Consider the following 21,540-nt stretch of genomic DNA (forward strand, 5'->3'; position numbering starts at 1 on the left):
GGGATTTCATGCAGCTAGATACTTTTTTACATCATCTCCATTTCTCTATCGATGAAATTATGCCGAATCATGAGGTGGACTGGAAAGACGCACCGCTTCCTTATAAATTATATCGAAATGTACCTACCATCCCGCTCTCCTTAGAAATCCCATTATCTTTACCGAACTCTTCTACTACACCTACTTTAGATGAAATTGGTCACTACCTTTGGTATTCATTTGGTGTAACACAATTATGTCAGCTAAATAGCGAGAGAAATGTATTACGAAGATCTATTCCTTCAGGCGGCGCTTTATATCCGAATGAATTGTATATCTATTTAAAGATTGACGATTATCCAGACGGCATTTACCATTATGACGCCGCGCATCACCGGCTTATTTTACTTCGCGAAGGAAATTTCGATTCTTATTTAGCAGACGCACTCGGTAATCGCTGTAACATACAGTCTTGTTTCGGTGCTGCATTTATATCTACTATGTTTTGGAAAAATTTCTTTAAATACAATAATTTTTCATATCGTCTTCAAGGATTAGATAGCGGGGTCCTTATTGGACAATTACTAGAAAGTGCAAAACAGTTTGGCTACACAAATGGCGTATATTTTCAATTTCTAGACCGGGCAATGAATCACTTAGTCGGATTGTCAGAAGGTGAAGAAAGTGTGTATGCCGTTATTCCTTTAAGTACAGAGCCAGAAACTAATTGGTTTCACAATGATTACCGTGAAAATAAAACAGTTACTTCTCATGAGTTGTTGCAACAAATTCCGCCGTTAGCACATGAACATTTCGTTCGCTCAAAACATGTAGGTGAATATCCGATGATAACAAAAATAAATGAAGCTTCTATGATCGAATCGACAGCACACTTCCAAACACTACATCATGAAGAGCACTATCAACATAATGCGTACGCTGTACAGCTACCAAAAGTAGAACGGTTATCGTATGATTTCCTACAACTTTGTAAAAAACGATATTCTCCTGATGCGGACTTTATTTTAACGAAATGGGATGCAGCCGAGCTCGCTACTTTACTACAAGAAGCGAGCCTCTCCTTCCCCTATTACAACGACCTTGACGGTAAGTATGCAAATGAAAATGCACGCGTCTTCTTATATGGATGTTTTTATAACGTGAAAAATATTGAAAACGGGGCTTACGCTTATAATAGTAAAACACATTCGATACAACCAATTCGGTATGGAGACCTTCGTTACCCTCTTCAATCTAGTATGACGATGGATAACGTTAACCTTTTTCAAGTACCACTTTGCTTACATGTAGTCGGAAAGAAAGATTACTATACACGTGCATTAGGCTATAGAGGATATCGTATTCACCAAATGGAAGCTGGTATCCTCGTTCATAAACTCGTTTTTGCAGCGACCGCGATGGGGATGGGCGGGCATCCATTACTTAGTTTTGATACAAATTCATGTGATCAATTGTACGGTATTGATGCTGGGAATGAAACGTCTCTTATTCAAATTCCTGTTGGGGCGTATCGAGCGCGGAATTGGTTAAAAGGGGTTTTGCATAGTTAAAAGCACGCCGATGGACGGCGTGCTTTTTTACTAGATTAACTTAAAAATACTCTTAATTTGTCTAGCAAATAACCAATTTTTCGTACCGTAGTTATCATTTAAACTATCTAAATTGATAGATTGTCCGTTAGCAAACTTTAATTCTAGCATTGTATTTTTATCATTTGTTTTTAAGTTACTATGTGTAATAGCATCATACTTTAATTTTTCAATCTCAATACATTCGTCTTTTTCTTGTCCAATCACGACATGGTCTTGGAAGAAGAAAAAGACTTCTACTTTTTTACCGAAACAAAATACATTTTTCGTATAGATTAATGTCGCGTTATCAAGTCCGATGCATACTTCTTTCATCTCTTCAACAACGTTTCCAAAGTCTTCTTCATGTCTTGCGTTTGATTCAGCAATCCATTCTTCGATTGTTTTCATGTTAATTGCCATACTGCGCCCCCTGGTTCGTTCATTGCTTTATTTAAAAATAAATACTATATGAAAATATAAGCGATAAGTACTATGTTTTCAAGGGTAAACGGTATATTCGAAATAAAGTTAAATTTCAAAGTAATATACTAGGTGCATCGATTTCATTATATTTCAAACGTTTGAACGAGACATTCTTCATCATCAATTAACTGTGTTTTCTCATCAAATTCGATGTTTATCTCCCCATATACTTTCTTCCAAAAAGAAACTGCTGGTATATTTTTCACAAGTTCGATAACGAAATACTGCCCTCGTTTCTCTTTTAGTACATTCGCAATAACTTGTTTACCGATTCCTTTCCCTTTGTACTGATTCAATATGAAAATGTCATTTATACCAAAGTCGTTTTCCTTCTTCAAAAAAGGACGTTCCAGTAGTAACAAAAATCCTACAATATCATTATCACTTTTAATAAAATACGGAGTGATTCCGTCATTTTCCCAAAACATGTGCAAATCTTCGTATTCGAAAAATCCATTTGCCTCAATCGTTATATTGGGAGTGAATGTAGAGAGGTCATGAAGATATAGTGCATACAAATTACGCAATATTTCTTTTTCTGATTCTTGAACTATTTGAAGTGTTACAAACATTTTTAAAGATCCCCTTCCCTATATGTAACTGTTTCTTCCTCTTTATTATTCGCTAAAAAAGTTTACCTACCTTTGCAAAAAAAATAGCACTTTAAAAAGTGCTATTCCGCTCTCCTTGCCGCTTGCTGAATTGGGTCCCACACGCTGTTATATGGTGGTGCGTAACTTAAGTCGACATCTTCTAAATCGTGAATGCTCATTTTATTGAAAAGTGCCATTGCGATCACATCAATCCGTTTATCTACGCCTTCTTCTCCAATTACTTGCCCGCCCAACAATTGTTTCGTATCAGAGCGATATAGTATTTTCAAGTAAAGTGGTTTTGCATTTGGATAATAGCCCGCCATATTTGTAGAATCTACTTTGACCGTTTTATACGGGATATGTAGCCCTTTTGCTTCTTTTTCATTTAAGCCTGTTCTTGCGAGCGTCAAATCCATAAATTTAATAATACCTGTGCCTAACGTACCTTTAAATGCTCTTCGTTTATCAAGCATATTCAGTCCAGCAAGTCGCCCTTGTTTATTAGCAGTCGTTCCGAGCGGGATATGATCATGAATTTCCTTTATAACGTGGTAATGTGTTGCGCAATCACCGGCTGCATATACGTCTTGCACATTCGTTTGCATATATGCATTTACTTCGATTGCTCCTTTATGATTCTTACGTATATTTGTCCCTTCAAGAAAATCAGTATTTGGCTTCACACCTACAGATACTAAAACAAGATCTGCTTTATACGTACCTTTATCCGTTTCGACTGCTTCTACTCGTTCCTTCCCTTTAAACGCTTTTACATTTTCATTCGTTAAAATTTCAATATGATGCTTATCTGCTTCTTTATGTATGTACTCTGCCATATCTGCATCATAAATCGTACCGATATGATCATTTCGCTCAATCATTCTTACTTTCTTACCAAGTTCGACGAATGTTTCTGCCATCTCAAGTCCAATGGCACCGCCGCCAATAATCGTTACATCTTCAACTTTATTCGTTTCTAGCGTTTTTAATATGCGCTCAGCATCAGGAATTGTTTTTAAAAGGTGAACACCTTGCAAATCTCGACCTTCCCACTCTGGCATAACAGGACGTACGCCAGTTGCAATTAATAAACGATCGTACGGAAATTCAAAAATATCTTTCGTCTTCGTATGCTCTGCGTACACCACTTTCTTTTCCGTATCTACTTTCGTTACTTCATGTCGTACTTTCGCATCAATTCCATATTTATCACGAAACGTCTTCACATTACGCGCAATTAATTTTTCCGTTGAAGCGATAGCACCACTAATGACATATGGTAACCCACACTGCGCGTACGAATAAATTTCACCTTTTTCTAACGTTACAACAGTTGCATTTTCATCGTTTCTAACAATTTGCATAGCTGCACTCATACCAGCTGCATCTCCGCCAATAATGACATAGTTCACTTTACCACTCCTTCTTTTTTACATACTCTTTACGTTTTCCATATTTTATAGAAATAACACCTATTTCCATTGTAAAGAAAGAGAATTCCATCTTCAAATTTGGTGCACAAACCTATGCCTGAATAGGTAGCCGTCGTGTCTCATAAACAACATGTTTAATATGCTATAACAGTTACTATTGAAAGTAGGTGAAATATATGTGCGCCGGCCTTCTCGCCCAGCTTCCAGATGAACCGCAAGAACCAAAAGAACCGAAACCCGCCCTCTCACTTGACCAAGAATTTTCCATTAATGCGACAATATACAGCGCTCGTGCCTGGTTATCTAACGATGATACGTTTGCGCAAGATATTTGGAAAGCTACCCAATTCGCTTCAGCATCACATGCTGGCAAGTCTATCTTTCCAGTCGGTTCAGTTAAAATTCTGAACTTCTCTGACGATACAATAACTGTTACTGCTTCACCAGAATCAGATCATGCGCTCAAAATAGTCGTACCCCCCCATTCCGAGGCAGCCCTAACATCTGGTCCTTTATCACATATACAAGCTAGTACATCAGGAGGATCAAGTAAAGTCACATTTCTCTTTCACATCTTTTTCTCAAGGGATCCTGGTTCAGATAAATAACCATAAAAAAGGTACAGTTATGCACTGTACCTTTTTCACATGTTTATTCTCTTGATTTGATGAGTTCAACATTATAAGTTTCAATATCTGTTAGCTTTCCTGTAAAATATGGATTTTCTCTATACCAAGATTGTTTTGAAAAATACGTTTGCATATCTTTCGTCTGAAAAATATGTCCATGCCTTGCATATATTTCATTTCTAGCAATTTTCAACTGTTCTTTCGATAAATATGCTAAATCTGTACTCGTTAATTTTCGAATATCACTATCTGGGAAAATGAAACCATTATATACATACGGATTGGTAGATGGCGGAGTAACATTATAAACAACTGTTTTTTCTGTACTTTTCTTTTGAAATGGAAGATTATAAGACGGAAGTGCCGTTACCGTTTCTACCTTCGTCGTTTCCCTTCCATTTTCTCCATTTCGTTCTAAATAAATCGTCGTACTTCCATCAGTCGCTATAGGCCCCCATGTAATTTCTCCTCCTGCCAGTGCTGTAACTGGTTTTTGATTTACGTACAATGTTGCACCAGGCGCGTTCGTTTGAACTGTAATATATTGACCTTGCAACGTTAAATCTATCATTACGTTATTTTGGCTTTGTTTCATAAGTACAACCTTTTCCTCACGCGATAGTTTTACATAATCATTTTTATATTCTGATTGAAACACTTGATTGCCCGGAAGAAACGGCCCATATTGCTTCTCAAACTTTTTGTCATCTGTCTTATCAATTTCTTTTCCGTTCATTTTTAACGATACGCCTTTTTCATTTGTAAGCAAAGTGGTATAGTACGTCTTCACTTTCAATTTATACCGATCAAATATAAAGAAATACTTTCCGTCTTTCGTTAACGAAAAATCAGCTCTTTCTATTCCGTCCCGTTGTTTTTCACCTTGTCTCAAATATTCTTTTAATTCATTCACATACGATGGATTTTCTTTTATATATGAAAATAGAGGCGTTAAACTCTCTTTTGTTATCATAACCGATTGATCATCTGCCGTAATGATCTCAGCTAATTTCTCTCCGTCCCTCTCTTGTAAAATCGTAATCATCCGATCTACTTGTGCCACCTGCGTATAATACGATGATCCGTACAAATATAATCCAATAATCGCTATAACAAATAGTGCTAACAGTGTAATGCCAACCTTTGCACCACCGCTCATGTTCTTCTTTACTACAGGACTTCCCCTCTTCGTCCCGCAGTTTTGACAAAATTGCACACCATCTTCAAACTGAATTCCGCACTTTGTACATACATTCATCCAGTCAACCACCTTTTCATTAGAAGCCAGTTATTCCCTGTGTTAAGGCTTGAATTATCGTGCTAATGTAAGACCAAAGTACAATAAATGTTGCAATTCCAATTAAAACATTTGCAATAATAAGTGTGTACACGAGATCTAATCCGCCATTGTCTAGCTTTAATATGGCTACAGTTATACTAATCCCTATATAAGTTGCAGCTACCGATAATAATATCGGTAAGAAAAAGATTAATAAGAAACTAAAAAGAAAAGAAAGGACTAATATAGCAATAGCCGGCGTCGCTAGCGTTCCCCATATACCGAATACTTCAAGAAACGAAAAAGATGATTTCATCATCTTACCACTTACAAAAATAATAAATCCGACAAATAAAGTTAAAATTAATAAAAAGAAAAAGACCGTTATAGATTCTACAAAAAATGTGGGAGTAGATATATCTGGTGCAAATGTTCTCGTAACTGCTGATGCTGCACTCATCATTCTATAAAAAATACATGCTCCTAAAAAACAAATAAGAACAAGACTTACAATTCCATTTCTTACTTCAATCGTGCCGCTTTTCATAATCGCTGTCGGTGCTTGTAATGCATGTTTAAAAAATTGAAAATAGCCGCTCGCAAACCGCTTCGCTTGCTCTACCGTTTCATTTGGCCGAGTTTCCTTTACTTGTGCCGCGCGTGCTTGTTCCGGCCCTTCTTCTTGACCACTACTTGCCACTACTTCTTCCGTTAACGAATGTCCACAATTCCCGCAAAACTTTGCCTCTGCTGCATTTTCTGTATGACATGACGGACATTTCATTCTCTCATCCCTCCTTAAGCATATACCATATAGGGTGTTACAAATTCAATATATGACTTTGTACATAAAACATGACTACAAGAAAAAGATTCTGAAATCCTTCTTTCAAAAGAAATTATATATGCTAGCAATCTTGAAAAATAATGCTATTATGAAACAGAACAAATAACATTTTTAACAGATTGGATGAAAGACAATGGAATTGGTAAACTCAATTTTTCAAATACTCCTTACAAGCGTAATCCAATTATTTTCCTTAATTGGCGTTATCATTGTAATTGGATTTCTATTAGGTTATTTAGAATCACTAACACGAATGTATTGGTCGAGGGCTTTCGGAAGAAAAGGATTCCTTTTAACCGCGTGGATTGGTGTTCCGATCCACGAACTTGGACATGCCATTATGTGCGTACTGTTCCGTCATAAAATTGTAGCAACGCAGTTTTTCCCAACAGATACAAGTCAAGGAGCATTAGGTTACGTACAACATCAATACAATCAAAAAAGTGTGTATCAACGAATTGGGAATTTCTTCATCGGCATCGGGCCTATTATTTCTGGTATTACTGCATTAATCCTTTTAATGCGCTATTTCGTACCAGAATCATATTTTTTATTTAATACAACTCTCGAAAAAACGATCGCTTCTACTTCTATTAATGTAGAAATGATTCAAAACATGCTCTTGTCGACGTTTGTATTATTGAAAAGCTTATTTACAATCGGCAATTTATTGAATCCTTCCTTTTGGTTATTTTTATTTATCGCCATTTGTATTTCCGCACATATCGCTTTAAGTAAACCAGACATTAAAGGATCAATAGACGGAGTTATCGTCATGTTTATCGTTTTATTTTTATTCAACATCATAGCGGGACTGTTTCAATACGACAGTAACCAGCTAATTGGACAGGTTATGAAATATAATATGTATCTCATTGCGTTTTCTAGTGTAGCACTGCTTTTCTCTTGTCTTTCTACACTCGTTAGTTTTTCGTTTTATAAAATAAGAAGAGGGCGTTCTTTTTGAACGCCCTCTTCTTATTAATTATTCCCCTTATAATCACAATGCTCAACAGGCACACGAGCATGCCCTTCTTCATCGGTACACCATGACTGTGATTGGAATGCAAGAAAGATACCAATCCATTCTTCTTCCTTTTCAAAGTGAATGAGTATCCCTCCGTCTTGCCATATGCCATTATCACCTTTCCATTTCTCTACATTCCCTTGATTCATGTGAATATCATGTATACCGTTTCCTGGTTTGAAATGAAAATAGGAATCTGGTGTGTTTTCTTCTGGTCCCCATCTTTCACCAAACGCGTAAATAATCGCTTTTTCTTCTATCGCTCGCTTTATATAACGTTCTATTTTTTCGTTTAAATCATTATCTGCTCCTGCTTTTTCGGGAGGCAAAGGAATCATTTGTTTTGAATCAAATAGATTTCCTCTTACATAATCTAAAGCCACTTTCGGTTCATTGTTTTTTATTTCTGTAAAACCGAATGGTAATGTCGGTAAAATATGAATCGCTTCTGATTTAATATTGTTACTCGCAAAATATAAAACTTCTGACGGATAACTTTGCGATTTTACGTTAATTGCAATACGATAATCTACTCCTACTTCATCTTGTAAATGAACTTGATAATGAGGTGTTTTCCCTTTTCCAATCTTTGATTGTATAACTGTACCTTTTAACACACCGTAGTTTTTTAGGGGCATACATTTCATCTCCTATTCATTTAGTAGAAGCTATTCATATTTAAATCATTATCCACTCATAAAAAAAATCCTCCTATGTTAGGGGGATTTTTAATTTCTCAACATATACCAAACAATAACCTCTACCACTACAAGTAAAACCGCACCAAAGATCATTAACGTCGTCTTCTTTAATAGTTCATTTTCACGGTAAGGGATATTACATAAGTAAGCACCTAATGTAATCCGTGATGGACAAGCGATTGTCGCTACTGATGATGCGGTGTTTTGAAGTGTTGTGACATATTGCCACGGGAGTGCTACGTTTTGTGCGGTTTGCATTTGTAGTTTTATAAACATTGCATTTGATCCTGCGTTACTACCTGTTAAAAATCCACCAATAGCGCCAATAAACGGAGCAACAAAAACGAAAAAGGTTCCAAATGTTTCACCAGCTGTTTTTGCAAGTAATGAATGCATGCCAGATGCACCCATTAGTTCTGAAATGGCGATAAACATTGTCGTCGTAATAGCAAATGGAATCCATTGTTTGATCGTTTGTGAGAATGATTGTTTAATAATATTAGACGGGATGCGGAAGAAAATAATAGTAAATAAGCAAGTCATACCGAGCCAAAATCCTGGTGAATATAGTAACTCTAGTTTATAAGAGTATGATTTCAAATCAAGAACCGCATATGATCTGAACAAATCATGTAATGCTGGAACGAGGCGAGAAAGTAAAATACAAACTGTTAGAAATATATAAGGGCTAATAATTTTTATAATGGATACTTCTCTCTCCGTTGCAGCGGCATGTTCTGTTATAAGATTTTGCCCACTTTTTCCTTTTAATTTAATGATAAGAAAGCCAAATGTAATCGTAACGATAGAACTTAATATCCCGGCTAGTTCAACACTTACGTACGCATTAGAAAGATATATTCCGAGAGAAAATAATAGAAAGAACCCTACTCCTTCTTTCCACTTTTCTATAACCGCTTGCCAGCCGCCAACAACGTGTAAAGAAAGAATAACGAAGTAAGCAAACATCGGAATACTTAATAGCGCTGTATTTGTACCAAGTGTTGTAAGAGGCATATTTATTAGCTGCGAACCGATAATCGTACCCGTTGCCATTGCGCCCCATGAACTAGCTAGTAAGCCGATGAATGAGAGCAGTACAGCTTGAAATGGTTTATAGCCTAGCGAAAGAAAAATAGGTGCTGCAACCATGAATCCAATACCAAATCCACTTACTGATTCAATAAGCGGACAAATGCCAAAACACATAAGCAGCATTTGTAATAAGCGATCATGTGTGATTTCTTCTAAAAAACGTGCTACTTGATCGATGTATCCCATTTTGTTCATGAGGTGAAATAAAAAAATACCGAAAAATAAAACGTACCCGACAATAAAACAAATTAACCATCCTTTAATCGTTGCGTGCACAGTTTCACTTATCCCTAATCGAAACGTTGGCGAGAGTAAAACGATTCCGACAGACACTGCATAAGAAATTAACGAGGACCTTAATGACGTTTGTTTAAATAAAAATAAACAAATGAAAATCATCATAATTGGGATAAGTGCCAACAATATGGCCATGTTATCATCTCATTTCGTTTAAAATACAATTTTTAACTATTATATAACAGATGACATAATTTTCAATTGTTTTTACAACAGATTCAAAAAAGGGGGCGAACGGCTCCTTTTCATTCACCCCATTTTCTATTATTCTGAAAAACTGTCTGCTGCCCAATTATTTTTTCTAACACAACAAACACAATGTAAGTACATATTGCTTGCAATACAATATTCCCAAATTTCATTAATGTAAATGAATGAATCCGTAGAAATAATTCGTTTAATAATACAATCGAAACGATACTAAATAATTCTATACTAATCGAAAATAGACATATTTCTAAAATAGACTGTTCTTGAATGCGATTTAAGTTGGAAAAGATAAATACATATCCTAAAAATAGAGCCATCAACTCTATTTTCGCCATGCTAATGAGCCAAGCGTATAGTGGTATAGTTAAAAGAAGATACAGTAATTTGCGTCTTAGCATGCCTTCTCACCTCTGAATTAAATGTATTTTCTGTATATTTTAACATTTATTACGCAAAACAAAAAGAAGAGACTTACGCCCCTTCTTTTTGTTTTGTTGCATATATTAATTCACATATTTCTTCTCGTTTTTCATTTTCTAAAAGCTCAATGATCTTACTTCCAACAACAACTCCGTCACATATTGTAACCATTTCTTCTACATGTTCTTTTGTTGAAATACCGAATCCTGCGACTACTGGTAAGTTGACGTGTGATTTTACTTTTTCTAAGTAACTACGAATCTCCTCTTTAAAGTTTTGACGTACTCCCGTTACGCCCGCTACTGTAACAGCGTAGACGAATCCTTCTGATTCACTCGTAATTTTTTCGATTCGCTCAATTGGGCTCGTTACGGTAACGAGTGGAATTAGCGCAATGTTTGCCTCTCGAAGTAACGACGCAATAATATTTTGTTCTTCATATGGTAAGTCTGGAATGATGATGCCGTCTACACCTGCTTCTATGCAGTTTTCGATGAATCGTTCTTTTCCAAATGCGAGTACTGGATTTAAATATGTCATGAGTACAAACGGAATGTGCACTTCTTCCCTTACCTCTATTAATGCTTGAAAAATTCCTTTTACTGTTATACCGCTATCTAGCGCTCGCTTCCCTGCTCTTTGAATCGTTGGGCCATCTGCAACTGGATCTGAAAACGGGATACCAATTTCAACGATGCTTGCTCCTGCTTCGTCTAGAAAACGAATTCTTTCTTTTAGTTTCTCAAGTCCACCATCTCCGCCCATTACGTACGGAATAAATGCTTTCTTACCATTTTCAAACGCTGCTTTAATTTTTTCTACTCCCATTTTTCACACCTCTTCCATATAACGTTTTATACTCTCTACATCTTTATCACCGCGGCCTGATAAGCAAATGACAAGTCCTTCGTCTTTCTTCATTTGCGGCGCTAATTTTAATGCATATGCGACAGCATGTGAGCTTTCTAAAGCCGGAATAATTCCTTCTTTTTTCGTTAATAATTGAAATGCTTCTAACGCTTCATCATCAGTAATTGAATGATAAGAAACGCGGCCAATATCTTTTAGCAAGCTATGTTCTGGACCAACACCTGGATAATCGAGTCCTGCTGAAATAGAGTGCGCTTCTTGAATTTGCCCTTCTTCGTTTTGCAGAAGATACATCATTGATCCGTGTAAAACACCGACGCTTCCTTTCGTTAAAGTTGCTGCATGCTTTTCTGTATGAACGCCTTTCCCTGCTGCTTCTACGCCGTAAAGAGCGACCTCTTCATCGTGTACGAACGGATAAAACATGCCCATCGCATTACTACCACCGCCAATACAAGCAACGACTGCTTCTGGTAACTTTCCTTCTAACGCCTCATATTGTTTTTTCGTTTCATTTCCAATTACACTTTGGAAATCACGGACAATTTGCGGGAATGGATGTGGCCCGAGAACGGATCCCATAATGTAGTGTGTATCGTGCACGTGTGAAACCCAGTAGCGAAGCGCCTCGTTCACTGCATCTTTTAATGTGCCGCTACCTGCCGCTACACTTTCTACTTTCGCTCCGAGTAATTCCATTCGGAACACATTTAATTTTTGACGTCTCACATCTTCCTCTCCCATAAAGATGACGCATTCTAATCCGAGTAGGGCACATACAGTAGCAGTTGCCACTCCGTGTTGTCCTGCTCCTGTTTCAGCGACAACTTTTTTCTTGCCCATTCGTACTGCAAGTAGTGCCTGACCGATTGTATTGTTAATTTTATGAGCTCCTGTATGGTTCAAATCTTCACGTTTTAAATAAATCTTTGCACCACCGCAATACTTCGTCATATTTTCAGCGAAATAAAGCGGTGTTTCCCTTCCAACGTACGTTTTTAAATAATGATTTAATTCCTTTTGAAACGCTTCATCTTGCATCGCTTCTTTATATGCTTCTTCTAGTTCTAATACAGATTGCATTAACGTTTCTGGAACGTATCGTCCTCCGTATATACCGTAGTGACCTTTTTCATCTGGATATGCGTAGTTCATTTGGAACACTCCTTCGATTTTATAATAAATTGTTTTATTTTCTTTAGATCTTTCTTTCCTTCTGTCTCTACTCCGCTACTTACATCGACCATATATGGCCGAACAGTTCGAATTGCTTCTTCTATGTTAAGGATGTTTAATCCACCAGCTAATATCGTTTTCTTTCGCAACTCTTTTGGCATATGCTCAAGTAATTCCCATGAAAATGTCTTTCCATTTCCTCCATGAAACTTTTCTTTCGGGCTATCAAACAATATATAATCCGTTTCATATGCTTGAGCGCTTTTCATATCACTCTCTGAAGTTACTCCTAGCGATTTTATAGACGGAATATTCAATCTTCTAATTTGATGATTCTCTTCATCCCCATGTAGTTGCACATGCGTTAACCCGCACTCATCTGCAATCTTCTGAATCACTTCAACTGATTCATTTACGAAAACCCCGATTTTTAATACGTGTGCTGGAAGCTCCCCAATAATTTCTTTCGCTAGCCCCAGAGTAATTTTCCGCTTACTTTCTGCAAAAACAAATCCGATTGCATCTGCTCCGTATTCGCAAGCACATTTTGCTGTTTCAACATCAGTAATACCACAAATTTTCACTTTCATATATTCACCTTACAATCTTCAAAAAAGCTACTAATAGAAGATGATGTCATAAGTGCCTCTCCAACTAATACACCTTTTGCTCCAGCTCTTTTAACGCGGGTAATATCTTCTTTTGAATGAATGCCACTTTCACTAATCCAAAGTAATTTCTCCTCATTCAATCGTTTTCCTAACTTTTCAGTTTGGCTTAAATCTACTTCGAACGTTTTTAAATTACGATTATTAATGCCAATAACATGTGGATTTAGTTGGATCGCAGTTTCTAATTCCTGTTCATCATGAACTTCAACAATCGCTTCCAATCCTTTTTCTAACACGTAGCTATACAACTCTTTTAACTTTTCTTTCGTTAACGCTGCTACGATTAGTAAAATAATATCTGCTCCCGTTTCATACGCTCTATCGATTTGAATCTTATCGATTATGAAATCTTTACATAAAAGCGGAATGTTACTTTCTTCTCTTGCTGTTTGTAAATCGTGAAACGATCCTTTAAAAAATTGACCATCTGTTAAAACAGATACTGCTCCTGCCCCGCAGTCTTCATATGTTCCCACTTGTTTTCGTACGTCAACGTGTAAATTGATATCTCCTTTTGATGGTGATGCTCGCTTTACTTCTGCAATGACAGTAAACTGCTGTAACGCTTCTACAAGTGAATGTGTCTTTCTTTTTGTTTTGACTGGTGTATACGTTTCATATAACTCCGCAACTTCCTTTTTCTTCTGTTCTACAATTTTATCTAAAATCGTCCCCACTTTAGTTCACCCTTTCTAATTTTTCGTTGCTTGCTGCAATTAATAAGTTTAATTTGGTTAATGCTTTTCCAGAGTCAATGCTATGTGTTGCTAGTTTAATTCCTTCTTCAATCGTTTCTGTTTTTCCATTTGCAAAAAGGGCTAGACCTGCATTTAATAACACTGTATCGCGGTAAACACTCTTTTCTCCACTCAATACGCCGACTGTAATCTTTGCATTTTCTTGTGAATTCCCCCCTCTAATTTCTTCATTTTTCACTCTTGAAAAACCATAATTTTCTGGATCAATATTCATTTCTACTATTTCATTATCTTTTAAAAGGACTACTTGATTTTCCCCTTGTAATGACGCTTCATCTAAAAAACCACTTCCATTTACGACAAGCGCTTGTTTCCGGCCTAACTTTTGTAATACTTGTGCAACTGGTAATAACATATCTCGTTTATAAATACCGACAAATTGTGTTTCTAAATTCACTGGATTTGTTAAAGGACCAATTAAATTAAAGATTGTCGGCACGTTTAACTCTTTTCTTATTTTCATAATGCGCCTTAGTGCTGGATGCATTGCTGGTGCAAATAAGAAGGCAATGCCCACATGCTCTAGTAAATAATCAATCTCGTTTGGCGTACTACTAATATTTACACCTAGCTCTTCTAATAAGTCTGCACTTCCTGTTTTACTAGAAACGGCACGATTACCATGTTTTGCAACCTTTACACCTGCTCCTGCCAGTACGAATGCTGATGTTGTGCTAATATTAAACGTTTGAGCACCGTCACCACCCGTCCCGCAATTGTCCATTGCTCCTTGTATATGGTTCGAAAACGGCAATGCCTTTTCGCGAAGAGCTCGAACGAGACCGTATATTTCTTCTGCAGTTTCACCTTTCGCTTTCAGTAAGACTAAGAAAGCTGCAATTTCACTTTCTAATATGTTTTCACTTAATAAAAGTAGTCCTGCTTTATACATTTCCTCTTCTGTTAAATGTTGACCCTCCACTAATTTACGAAGATAGTTATTCATACTCTTTCCTCCTCTTTTACTTCTGTTAAAAAGGCACGTATTAACTTTCCGCCTTCTTCTGTTGCGATTGATTCCGGATGAAACTGTAATCCGAAGAGCGGATAATAATTGTGACGGACTGCCATTATTTCTCCGTCGTCCATCGCTGTCGCTAATATGTCAAAACAATCTGGCAAGCTCGTTTGCTCTGCAACAAGGGAATGATAGCGCATCGCCGTCAGCGGCTGTGTAACGTATGAAAAGATTGACGTTCCGTTATGTTTCACACGCGATGTTTTTCCGTGTTTAATACGTTCTGCTCTAACAATGTCTCCTCCAAATGCGGCTATGATCGCTTGGTGGCCAAGACAAATCCCTAATATGGGAACGTTCTTATAAAAATGACGAATCACTTCGATACAAATACCAGCATCCTCTGGTTTTCCTGGTCCTGGTGAAAGCACAATTCCTGTTGGATTCATCTCTTCTAGCTGTTCTATCGTTATTTGATCATTTCTTACGACTACAATATCTTCTTCGTATTCACCTAACAGTTGATACAAGTTATAAGTAAATGAATCATAATTATCAATTAGTACAATCATTTCATTACCTCCAATAGCGCTCTCGCTTTATTTAATGTTTCTTCATATTCAGCTACTGGATCTGAATCGTAAACGACTCCTGCTCCGGCCTGAACGTATGCTTTTTCATCCTTTACGACCATCGTTCGAATGGCAAGTGCCATATCAAGATTCCCTGAAAAACTAACGTATCCAACTGCTCCGGCGTATACGTTTCTTTTTTCATTCTCTAGCTCATTTATAATTTCCATCGCTCTAATTTTCGGAGCTCCAGAAACTGTCCCTGCTGGTAAGCAATACTCTAACGCATCAAATCCGCTCGTTTGTTTTCGCAATGTTCCGTAAACTTCAGATACAATGTGCATAACGTGAGAATATTTTTCTACTTTCATATATTTATCTATCGTCACGGATCCAATTTCACTCACTCTGCCAATATCATTTCGCCCAAGATCTACAAGCATCATATGCTCCGCTCGTTCTTTCTCATCTTCCAACAGTTCTTTTTCGATTTCCTCATCTTCCCTCTTCGTTTTCCCCCTCGGCCTCGTACCAGCAATTGGATTCGTCATCACTTTATTCTCCCTTACTGATAGCAAACTTTCCGGTGAAGAACCGAGTACAACATAATCTTGAAAATCGATATAGAACATATATGGTGATGGATTTGCAATTCGAAGTTTTCGGTATAACGCGAATGGATCACCAATACATTCACTTTGCAAACGCTGTGACAGTACGACTTGGAATATGTCCCCAGCTCTTATATGTTCTTTCGCCATTTCTACCATCTCACAAAACTCTTTTTCCGTTATAGAAGAAGTGAATGATAATGTGGATTGTATTGCATTTACTTCAGCTTCTTCTCCTTGTAGCACTTCCTCTTTGTATACTCGTAGCCTTTCGTATACTTCCTCATAATCTGCTGAATCATCTTCCCTGCATACATATACAAACGACAACTTTTGGCGTAAATGATCGTAAACGATAAACTCACGATATAGTAAAAGGTGTACTTCCGGAATATTTAATGGGTCGTGTAAATCCGCTCCAATGTTTTCATACTGCCGAATGACATCATATCCAATATAACCAACTGCTCCTCCGCAAAATGGAAATGGGCTATCTACTTGTGATGATGCGATTACTTCTTCTAACACTTGTAGTACGTTACCTTTTAACTTTTCTGTTTGCCCATATATCATTCTTTCTACTTCCGTACCAACGCTTGTCACCTCTCCATAAGGATTACATCCTAAGTAAGAATAACGCCCTTTATCTTGATGAAGCTGTGAACTTTCTAATAAAAATTTCTTCTTCCCTTTCATACGTCTATATAAAGAAATTGGCGTAATGCTATCTCCTTCTTCTTCAGTGATTACTAAAAATGTCTTTCTCTCTCTTTTTTGTTTTATAAATTCTTCTTTCGTCATCATGTCCTTCACCTCACTCTGAAAAATAAAAAAGTCCCCTACATATCGAAAATATGTAGAGGACGATAAATATACCGCGGTACCACCTCGTGTTGGATGCAAAAGCATCCCGCTTTGTTCAGGTACAAAATTTATACCTTATCCTTGTAACGGCGGAACCCGGGTTGCCTACTGAAAATAATTGTTCAGCATACCTCTCGTAAGCCCATTCCGTATATGGCACCGTACCGGGCTCCCACCTATTCCCGGCTCTCTGTAACGTCTCCAATATACGTACTCTTCTTACTTAGACGATTTCATTTATTTAATTTTTTATACACAAAAAGGGAGTACTCATCCTATAGAAAGGACGGGTACTCCCGTGGTGCCACCTTAATTCGTTACAAATGTAACGCACTTTACCGTATCAAAAACAATACGTGTCTCTTGTATCGATGAGATCATGTCGCCAAAGCCTACTTCTTTCGTTTCGGTTTGGAAGCTCCGAAGCCCATTCCACATCAATTCCATACTGATTCGCACCAACCATCAGCTCTCTGACATGTTCATCATGTGTACTCTTCTTCATCAACGCTTGCATTTTTTTAAGTTGCACTCATTATAGACCTGACTTTTTTCACAAGTCAATACTTTTTTAAAAATTTTATTTTTCTTTCCTTTCAATATTATATTGACAAAACAACCTCTTTTTATGTAAATATAATAAATACTCTATTAAAAATAAGGTTTTTTGTATGAATATTATATATTAAAAAAGTAAAATCACATCAAAAAACGCTTACATTTCTGAAAATTCATATTTCTATATGGATTTTTCAGAATAATCATGATAGATTATAAAGTGAAACTTTAATAAGTGGGGGTTTTGTTCATCCCCCACTTATTATTAGTTGAACTAATCGGGCATTTACGGGCAGTTGATCTCCCACCTAACTTCCTTGCCCATCCAATTTTAAGGTGGGAGTTTTACTGCCCGTTCATGCGGGATAAATATGCATAACGCATCAAAAGACCTGACAAAAGAAAGGGGAACTACATGAGTACGCAGATGTTAATTTTAACTTCTATCTCTATTTACATGCTCGGGATGCTAATTATCGGCTATTTCGCTTATAAGCAAACATCCAACTTAACAGATTATATGCTTGGCGGGCGTACACTAGGCCCCGCAGTAACAGCATTAAGTGCTGGAGCAGCTGATATGAGTGGTTGGCTTTTAATGGGCTTACCCGGTGCAATGTTTAGCGTTGGATTAAGTAGTAGCTGGATTGCGATTGGCCTAACATTAGGCGCATATGCAAACTGGCTTTATGTCGCTCCTCGCTTACGTACCTACTCTGAAATTGCAAATAACTCTATTACTATCCCAGAATTTTTGGAACACCGTTTCCACGACAAATCCCATATGCTACGTTTAGTATCTGGACTTGTTATTATGATATTTTTCACGTTTTATGTAGCTTCAGGATTTGTCTCTGGTGCTGTATTATTCGAAAATTCATTTGGACTCAATTACCATGTTGGTCTTCTTATCGTTGGTGGAGTTGTCGTAGCTTACACATTATTTGGTGGATTTTTAGCTGTAAGTTGGACAGACTTCGTGCAAGGAATCATTATGGTAGTCGCTCTTATTCTTGTTCCAGTCGTAACAATTATGCACGTAAATGGACTTGGTCCAGCATTTGAAACAATTAAATCTATCGATCCGGCATTATTAGATATTTTTAAAGGTACTTCTGTATTAGGAATTATTTCATTATTCGCATGGGGCCTTGGTTATGTTGGACAACCACATATTATTGTACGCTTTATGGCGATTTCTTCTGTAAAAGAAATTAAAAGTGCACGACGTATTGGTATGAGCTGGATGATTTTCTCTGTTGCTGGAGCTATGTTTACTGGCCTTATCGGTATTGCATACTATTCAAAAGCAGGTTTAAAACTTTCTGATCCAGAAACGATTTTCGTTGAACTTGGCACTATTTTATTCCATCCACTTATTACTGGATTTTTATTAGCAGCTATTTTAGCAGCTATTATGAGTACAATTTCTTCTCAACTTCTCGTTACTTCGAGTGCAGTAACAGAAGACTTATATAGAACATTCTTTAAGCGTGATGCTTCTGATAAAGAACTTGTATTTGTCGGTCGTATGGCTGTTCTTGTTATTGCTTTAATTGGATGTGCATTAGCACTTAAACAAAATGATACGATTTTAGCTCTTGTTGGATATGCTTGGGCTGGGTTCGGTTCTTCATTCGGACCTGCTATTTTATTAAGCTTATATTGGAAACGTATGACGAAATGGGGCGCGCTTGCTGGTATGGTTTCTGGTGCCGCTACTGTTATTATATGGACTCAATTCAAATTCTTAAAAGATTTCTTATATGAAATGATTCCAGGTTTCGCTATTAGTTTACTAGCTATCGTAATTGTTAGTTTACTAACACAACCTTCAAAAGAAGTTGAAGAGCAATTTGAGAATTTCGAAAAACAACATAGTCATAATCTATAAAGGGAAAGCTCTGCTGTTATCGTATCAGCAGAGCTTTCTTTATATCAAAGTTCGACGATCTTCTGCTCGAATTTAACAATTTCTTTATGTTTCGTTAAATTAAACGTAACACTACTCCTTTATAGTATTACTATCAGCACTTATACAGAAAGGGGACTCCAATATGTTAGCAGCTTTCCAGCAACAACAAACACGAAAATTTTCACCTATCACCAATACTTCTGCGTCTTGTTTGAACATACAACCTAATCCACCTAAAATTACAATTGCTCCTTCTGTTATTTCAGTCATCGGTGTTCATATGGAAAAAAATAAGTTAAAAGTAAGAACTGGCCAAAGCACTGAGTTATCAGCTTCCGTTTTGCCAATGCAGGCAACAAATAAAGAACTTCTTTGGACGAATATGAATGCTGATGTTATCACACTGTATCCAAAGGGGGACACGGTAACGATTACTGGAAAAAGTGCAGGTAGAGCAGTCGTAATTGTCACAACTGCTGAAGGAAAGTTCCGTGACCTATGTATCATTCACGTACAACCTTATATGACAAATCCAAAGTAAAAGAGTGGCTACGAAGCCACTCTTTTACTTTATTTCAATGTGTGGATTTTTACTTTTAACAAGATTGATGAATTGCTCTTTATCTTTAGGAGAAATAATTTCTGTTTGATGTGCACCATAAACAATTTCAAGTCGATCAAATGACAATGCATGGGCTGCTATTGGATTTTTTGTATTTAAAACTTGTTTTATATCTCGTATAAATATGCGCTTTTTAACGAAACCTGATCTAATTGTAATTGTTTCTTCTCCGACGATGTATTTTGTCGAAAACCAACTCCAAATAAATAATATCGCTAATGAAATTGTAAAAAATAAAAGAAAATATTCTCTACCTGCAAATAGGGGAGCAAAACACGCTCCAATGACAACGAAAAAAATCGGATATAGCCATACATCTTTTTTTGATGGGAATTCCATTTCCTTCCCCCTTCCACACCCGTATTTATATAAAACAAAAAGAGAAGTATCACAACTTCTCTTTTCTCCTCTAACATTATAATTCCTGTGTATACGCCGGCTCGTTTACTACATTTTTTGCTGTTCGTTTTTGTTGCTGTAGTAAGAAAACAGATACACCAAATAATACGAGCATGCTACCGATAATTTGCATGGCATTTAGTCTTTCACCGAGTAAGAAGAACGCTAGTATAGATGCTCCAACGGGTTCTCCTAAAATACTCATTGAAATTGTTGTTGCATTTACGTAGTTTAATAACCAATTATTAATGACGTGTGACACTGTCGGGACAACCGCAAGTAAAAGAAAAACGGTCCAATCCCACTTCGTATAACCTGTAAAAGGCACTTGCAATACTATATTATAAATTCCCATAAAAATACCTGCGAATGCAAAAACTGTAAAGCTGTAAATCCAGTGTGATACTTTCTTTACTGTCGTTTGCCCGATAAATAAATAACCGACAACCGCTATTACACTTAAAAAGGATAATATATCTCCATAAATTGCTTGTTCACTTAGCCCTAAATCTCCCCAACCAATACACATTACGCCTAATATCGCAATTCCCATCGTTGCAATAGCTGAGTATGTTGTTCTTTCTTTAAATAAGAAAAAACCTCCAATTAAAGATACGATTGGTTGAAGCGCTAAAATAATCGTCGAACTCGCAACTGTCGTATGCTTTAAAGATTCAAACCATAATAGAAAATGAAGTGCTAAAAAGAAACCAGATCCAATTAAAAATCCCCAATCTTTTATTTGAATCTTACTAAACTCTTCCCGTTTTTTCCATACGATAGGCAGCATAATAAGTACGATAATCCATAAGCGGTACATACTTAAAATAGAAGATGGTGCTGAGGACATCTTTACAAAAACTGCTGCAAAAGAAATGGCAATTATAGAAATAGCTAATGGTAGTGCGATTGACTTTTCTTGTTTCAAATCCTGTCTCCCCTCTCACCTGTCAAAAATCCCACTTCATTATATCCGTT

The 21,540-nt window shown here is 36.8% G+C and carries 22 protein-coding genes and 2 other annotated features; of the genes, 5 read left to right on the forward strand and 17 right to left on the reverse strand.

Annotated elements, in window-relative coordinates:
- Nucleotides 1-8: 8 nt before the first annotated feature.
- Nucleotides 9-1,550: a SagB family peptide dehydrogenase gene (locus tag N2V92_RS28520; RefSeq protein ID WP_016077961.1), complete on the forward strand. Its 1,542-nt coding sequence runs from the start codon at nt 9-11 to the stop codon at nt 1,548-1,550.
- A 30-nt stretch (nt 1,551-1,580) separates the two neighbouring features.
- Here the strand turns inward: N2V92_RS28520 and N2V92_RS28525 are convergent, their stop codons facing one another.
- The 3 genes from N2V92_RS28525 to N2V92_RS28535 form a co-directional block, all read right to left on the reverse strand.
- A complete protein-coding gene (locus tag N2V92_RS28525; protein ID WP_000996785.1) occupies nt 1,581-1,991 on the reverse strand; it encodes a DUF3908 family protein in 411 nt (136 codons plus the stop codon).
- Between the two features lie 146 nt (nt 1,992-2,137).
- Complete coding sequence (locus N2V92_RS28530) at nt 2,138-2,626, reverse strand: GNAT family N-acetyltransferase (RefSeq protein WP_016077962.1); 489 nt, start codon at nt 2,624-2,626, stop codon at nt 2,138-2,140.
- A gap of 101 nt (nt 2,627-2,727) precedes the next feature.
- Nucleotides 2,728-4,062 (reverse strand): FAD-dependent oxidoreductase, encoded by a 1,335-nt coding sequence (locus tag N2V92_RS28535; RefSeq protein ID WP_016077963.1) that lies wholly within the window; start codon nt 4,060-4,062, stop codon nt 2,728-2,730.
- Between the two features lie 197 nt (nt 4,063-4,259).
- Here N2V92_RS28535 and N2V92_RS28540 point away from each other — a divergent pair, with 197 nt between their 5' ends.
- Nucleotides 4,260-4,691 (forward strand): hypothetical protein, encoded by a 432-nt coding sequence (locus N2V92_RS28540; protein ID WP_000332402.1) that lies wholly within the window; start codon nt 4,260-4,262, stop codon nt 4,689-4,691.
- A 43-nt stretch (nt 4,692-4,734) separates the two neighbouring features.
- Here N2V92_RS28540 and N2V92_RS28545 read toward each other — a convergent pair whose 3' ends face one another.
- Entirely contained in the window at nt 4,735-5,970 is a 1,236-nt protein-coding gene (locus N2V92_RS28545; protein WP_016077964.1) for a TcaA 3rd/4th domain-containing protein, read from the reverse strand.
- A 19-nt stretch (nt 5,971-5,989) separates the two neighbouring features.
- Nucleotides 5,990-6,775: a zinc ribbon domain-containing protein gene (locus N2V92_RS28550; protein ID WP_000650096.1), complete on the reverse strand. Its 786-nt coding sequence runs from the start codon at nt 6,773-6,775 to the stop codon at nt 5,990-5,992.
- 196 nt (nt 6,776-6,971) lie between these two features.
- Between N2V92_RS28550 and N2V92_RS28555 the strand changes: the two genes are divergently transcribed.
- A complete protein-coding gene (locus N2V92_RS28555; RefSeq protein WP_000424512.1) occupies nt 6,972-7,805 on the forward strand; it encodes a hypothetical protein in 834 nt (277 codons plus the stop codon).
- A gap of 14 nt (nt 7,806-7,819) precedes the next feature.
- Here N2V92_RS28555 and N2V92_RS28560 read toward each other — a convergent pair whose 3' ends face one another.
- From N2V92_RS28560 to trpE, 10 genes are all read right to left on the reverse strand, one after another.
- Nucleotides 7,820-8,503, reverse strand: a complete 684-nt coding sequence (locus N2V92_RS28560; RefSeq protein ID WP_001128581.1) for a DUF2278 family protein — start codon at nt 8,501-8,503, stop codon at nt 7,820-7,822.
- A gap of 90 nt (nt 8,504-8,593) precedes the next feature.
- The gene (locus N2V92_RS28565; protein WP_000996272.1) at nt 8,594-10,093 is read right to left on the reverse strand and encodes an L-lactate permease; all 1,500 of its coding nucleotides are present in this window, start codon (nt 10,091-10,093) and stop codon (nt 8,594-8,596) included.
- A 110-nt stretch (nt 10,094-10,203) separates the two neighbouring features.
- The gene (locus N2V92_RS28570; protein ID WP_000946134.1) at nt 10,204-10,566 is read right to left on the reverse strand and encodes a DUF4029 domain-containing protein; all 363 of its coding nucleotides are present in this window, start codon (nt 10,564-10,566) and stop codon (nt 10,204-10,206) included.
- A 73-nt stretch (nt 10,567-10,639) separates the two neighbouring features.
- Nucleotides 10,640-11,416 carry a tryptophan synthase subunit alpha gene (gene trpA / locus N2V92_RS28575; protein ID WP_042597401.1) on the reverse strand — a complete coding sequence of 259 codons (777 nt, stop codon included), beginning with the start codon at nt 11,414-11,416 and terminating at the stop codon, nt 10,640-10,642.
- Between the two features lie 3 nt (nt 11,417-11,419).
- Nucleotides 11,420-12,613, reverse strand: a complete 1,194-nt coding sequence (gene trpB / locus N2V92_RS28580; protein WP_001105026.1) for a tryptophan synthase subunit beta — start codon at nt 12,611-12,613, stop codon at nt 11,420-11,422.
- A complete protein-coding gene (locus N2V92_RS28585; RefSeq protein WP_000865127.1) occupies nt 12,610-13,224 on the reverse strand; it encodes a phosphoribosylanthranilate isomerase in 615 nt (204 codons plus the stop codon). The genes trpB and N2V92_RS28585 overlap by 4 nt, the downstream gene beginning before the upstream one ends.
- Nucleotides 13,221-13,982: an indole-3-glycerol phosphate synthase TrpC gene (gene trpC / locus N2V92_RS28590; RefSeq protein WP_000536711.1), complete on the reverse strand. Its 762-nt coding sequence runs from the start codon at nt 13,980-13,982 to the stop codon at nt 13,221-13,223. The genes N2V92_RS28585 and trpC overlap by 4 nt, the downstream gene beginning before the upstream one ends.
- Nucleotide 13,983: 1 nt before the next feature.
- Entirely contained in the window at nt 13,984-15,009 is a 1,026-nt protein-coding gene (trpD, locus tag N2V92_RS28595; RefSeq protein WP_001067363.1) for an anthranilate phosphoribosyltransferase, read from the reverse strand.
- Nucleotides 15,006-15,593, reverse strand: a complete 588-nt coding sequence (locus N2V92_RS28600) for an aminodeoxychorismate/anthranilate synthase component II (RefSeq protein WP_000636336.1) — start codon at nt 15,591-15,593, stop codon at nt 15,006-15,008. Before N2V92_RS28600 ends, trpD begins: the two co-directional genes overlap by 4 nt.
- Complete coding sequence (gene trpE, locus N2V92_RS28605; RefSeq protein WP_044797913.1) at nt 15,590-17,008, reverse strand: anthranilate synthase component I; 1,419 nt, start codon at nt 17,006-17,008, stop codon at nt 15,590-15,592. Before trpE ends, N2V92_RS28600 begins: the two co-directional genes overlap by 4 nt.
- A 52-nt stretch (nt 17,009-17,060) precedes the next feature.
- Nucleotides 17,061-17,305 (reverse strand) — a binding site (T-box leader).
- A gap of 42 nt (nt 17,306-17,347) precedes the next feature.
- Nucleotides 17,348-17,585: a binding site (T-box leader), on the reverse strand.
- A gap of 456 nt (nt 17,586-18,041) precedes the next feature.
- Here trpE and putP point away from each other — a divergent pair.
- Nucleotides 18,042-19,520, forward strand: coding sequence for a sodium/proline symporter PutP (putP, locus tag N2V92_RS28610; RefSeq protein ID WP_000107191.1), 1,479 nt, complete (start codon nt 18,042-18,044; stop codon nt 19,518-19,520).
- Between the two features lie 163 nt (nt 19,521-19,683).
- Nucleotides 19,684-20,082 (forward strand): Ig-like domain-containing protein, encoded by a 399-nt coding sequence (locus N2V92_RS28615; RefSeq protein WP_000878727.1) that lies wholly within the window; start codon nt 19,684-19,686, stop codon nt 20,080-20,082.
- Nucleotides 20,083-20,106: 24 nt separating this feature from the next.
- Here N2V92_RS28615 and N2V92_RS28620 read toward each other — a convergent pair whose 3' ends face one another.
- Together N2V92_RS28620 and N2V92_RS28625 are read right to left on the reverse strand one after the other, a co-directional pair.
- Nucleotides 20,107-20,502 carry a PH domain-containing protein gene (locus N2V92_RS28620; RefSeq protein WP_000395656.1) on the reverse strand — a complete coding sequence of 132 codons (396 nt, stop codon included), beginning with the start codon at nt 20,500-20,502 and terminating at the stop codon, nt 20,107-20,109.
- A gap of 76 nt (nt 20,503-20,578) precedes the next feature.
- On the reverse strand, nt 20,579-21,490 hold the full coding sequence (locus tag N2V92_RS28625; protein ID WP_000806947.1) for a DMT family transporter: 912 nt from the start codon (nt 21,488-21,490) through the stop codon (nt 20,579-20,581).
- Between the last annotated feature and the right edge of the window lie 50 nt (nt 21,491-21,540).

The sequence above is a fragment of the Bacillus sp. CH_48 genome (assembly GCF_038008465.1).
Lineage (GTDB): Bacteria > Bacillota > Bacilli > Bacillales > Bacillaceae_G > Bacillus_A > Bacillus_A thuringiensis_S.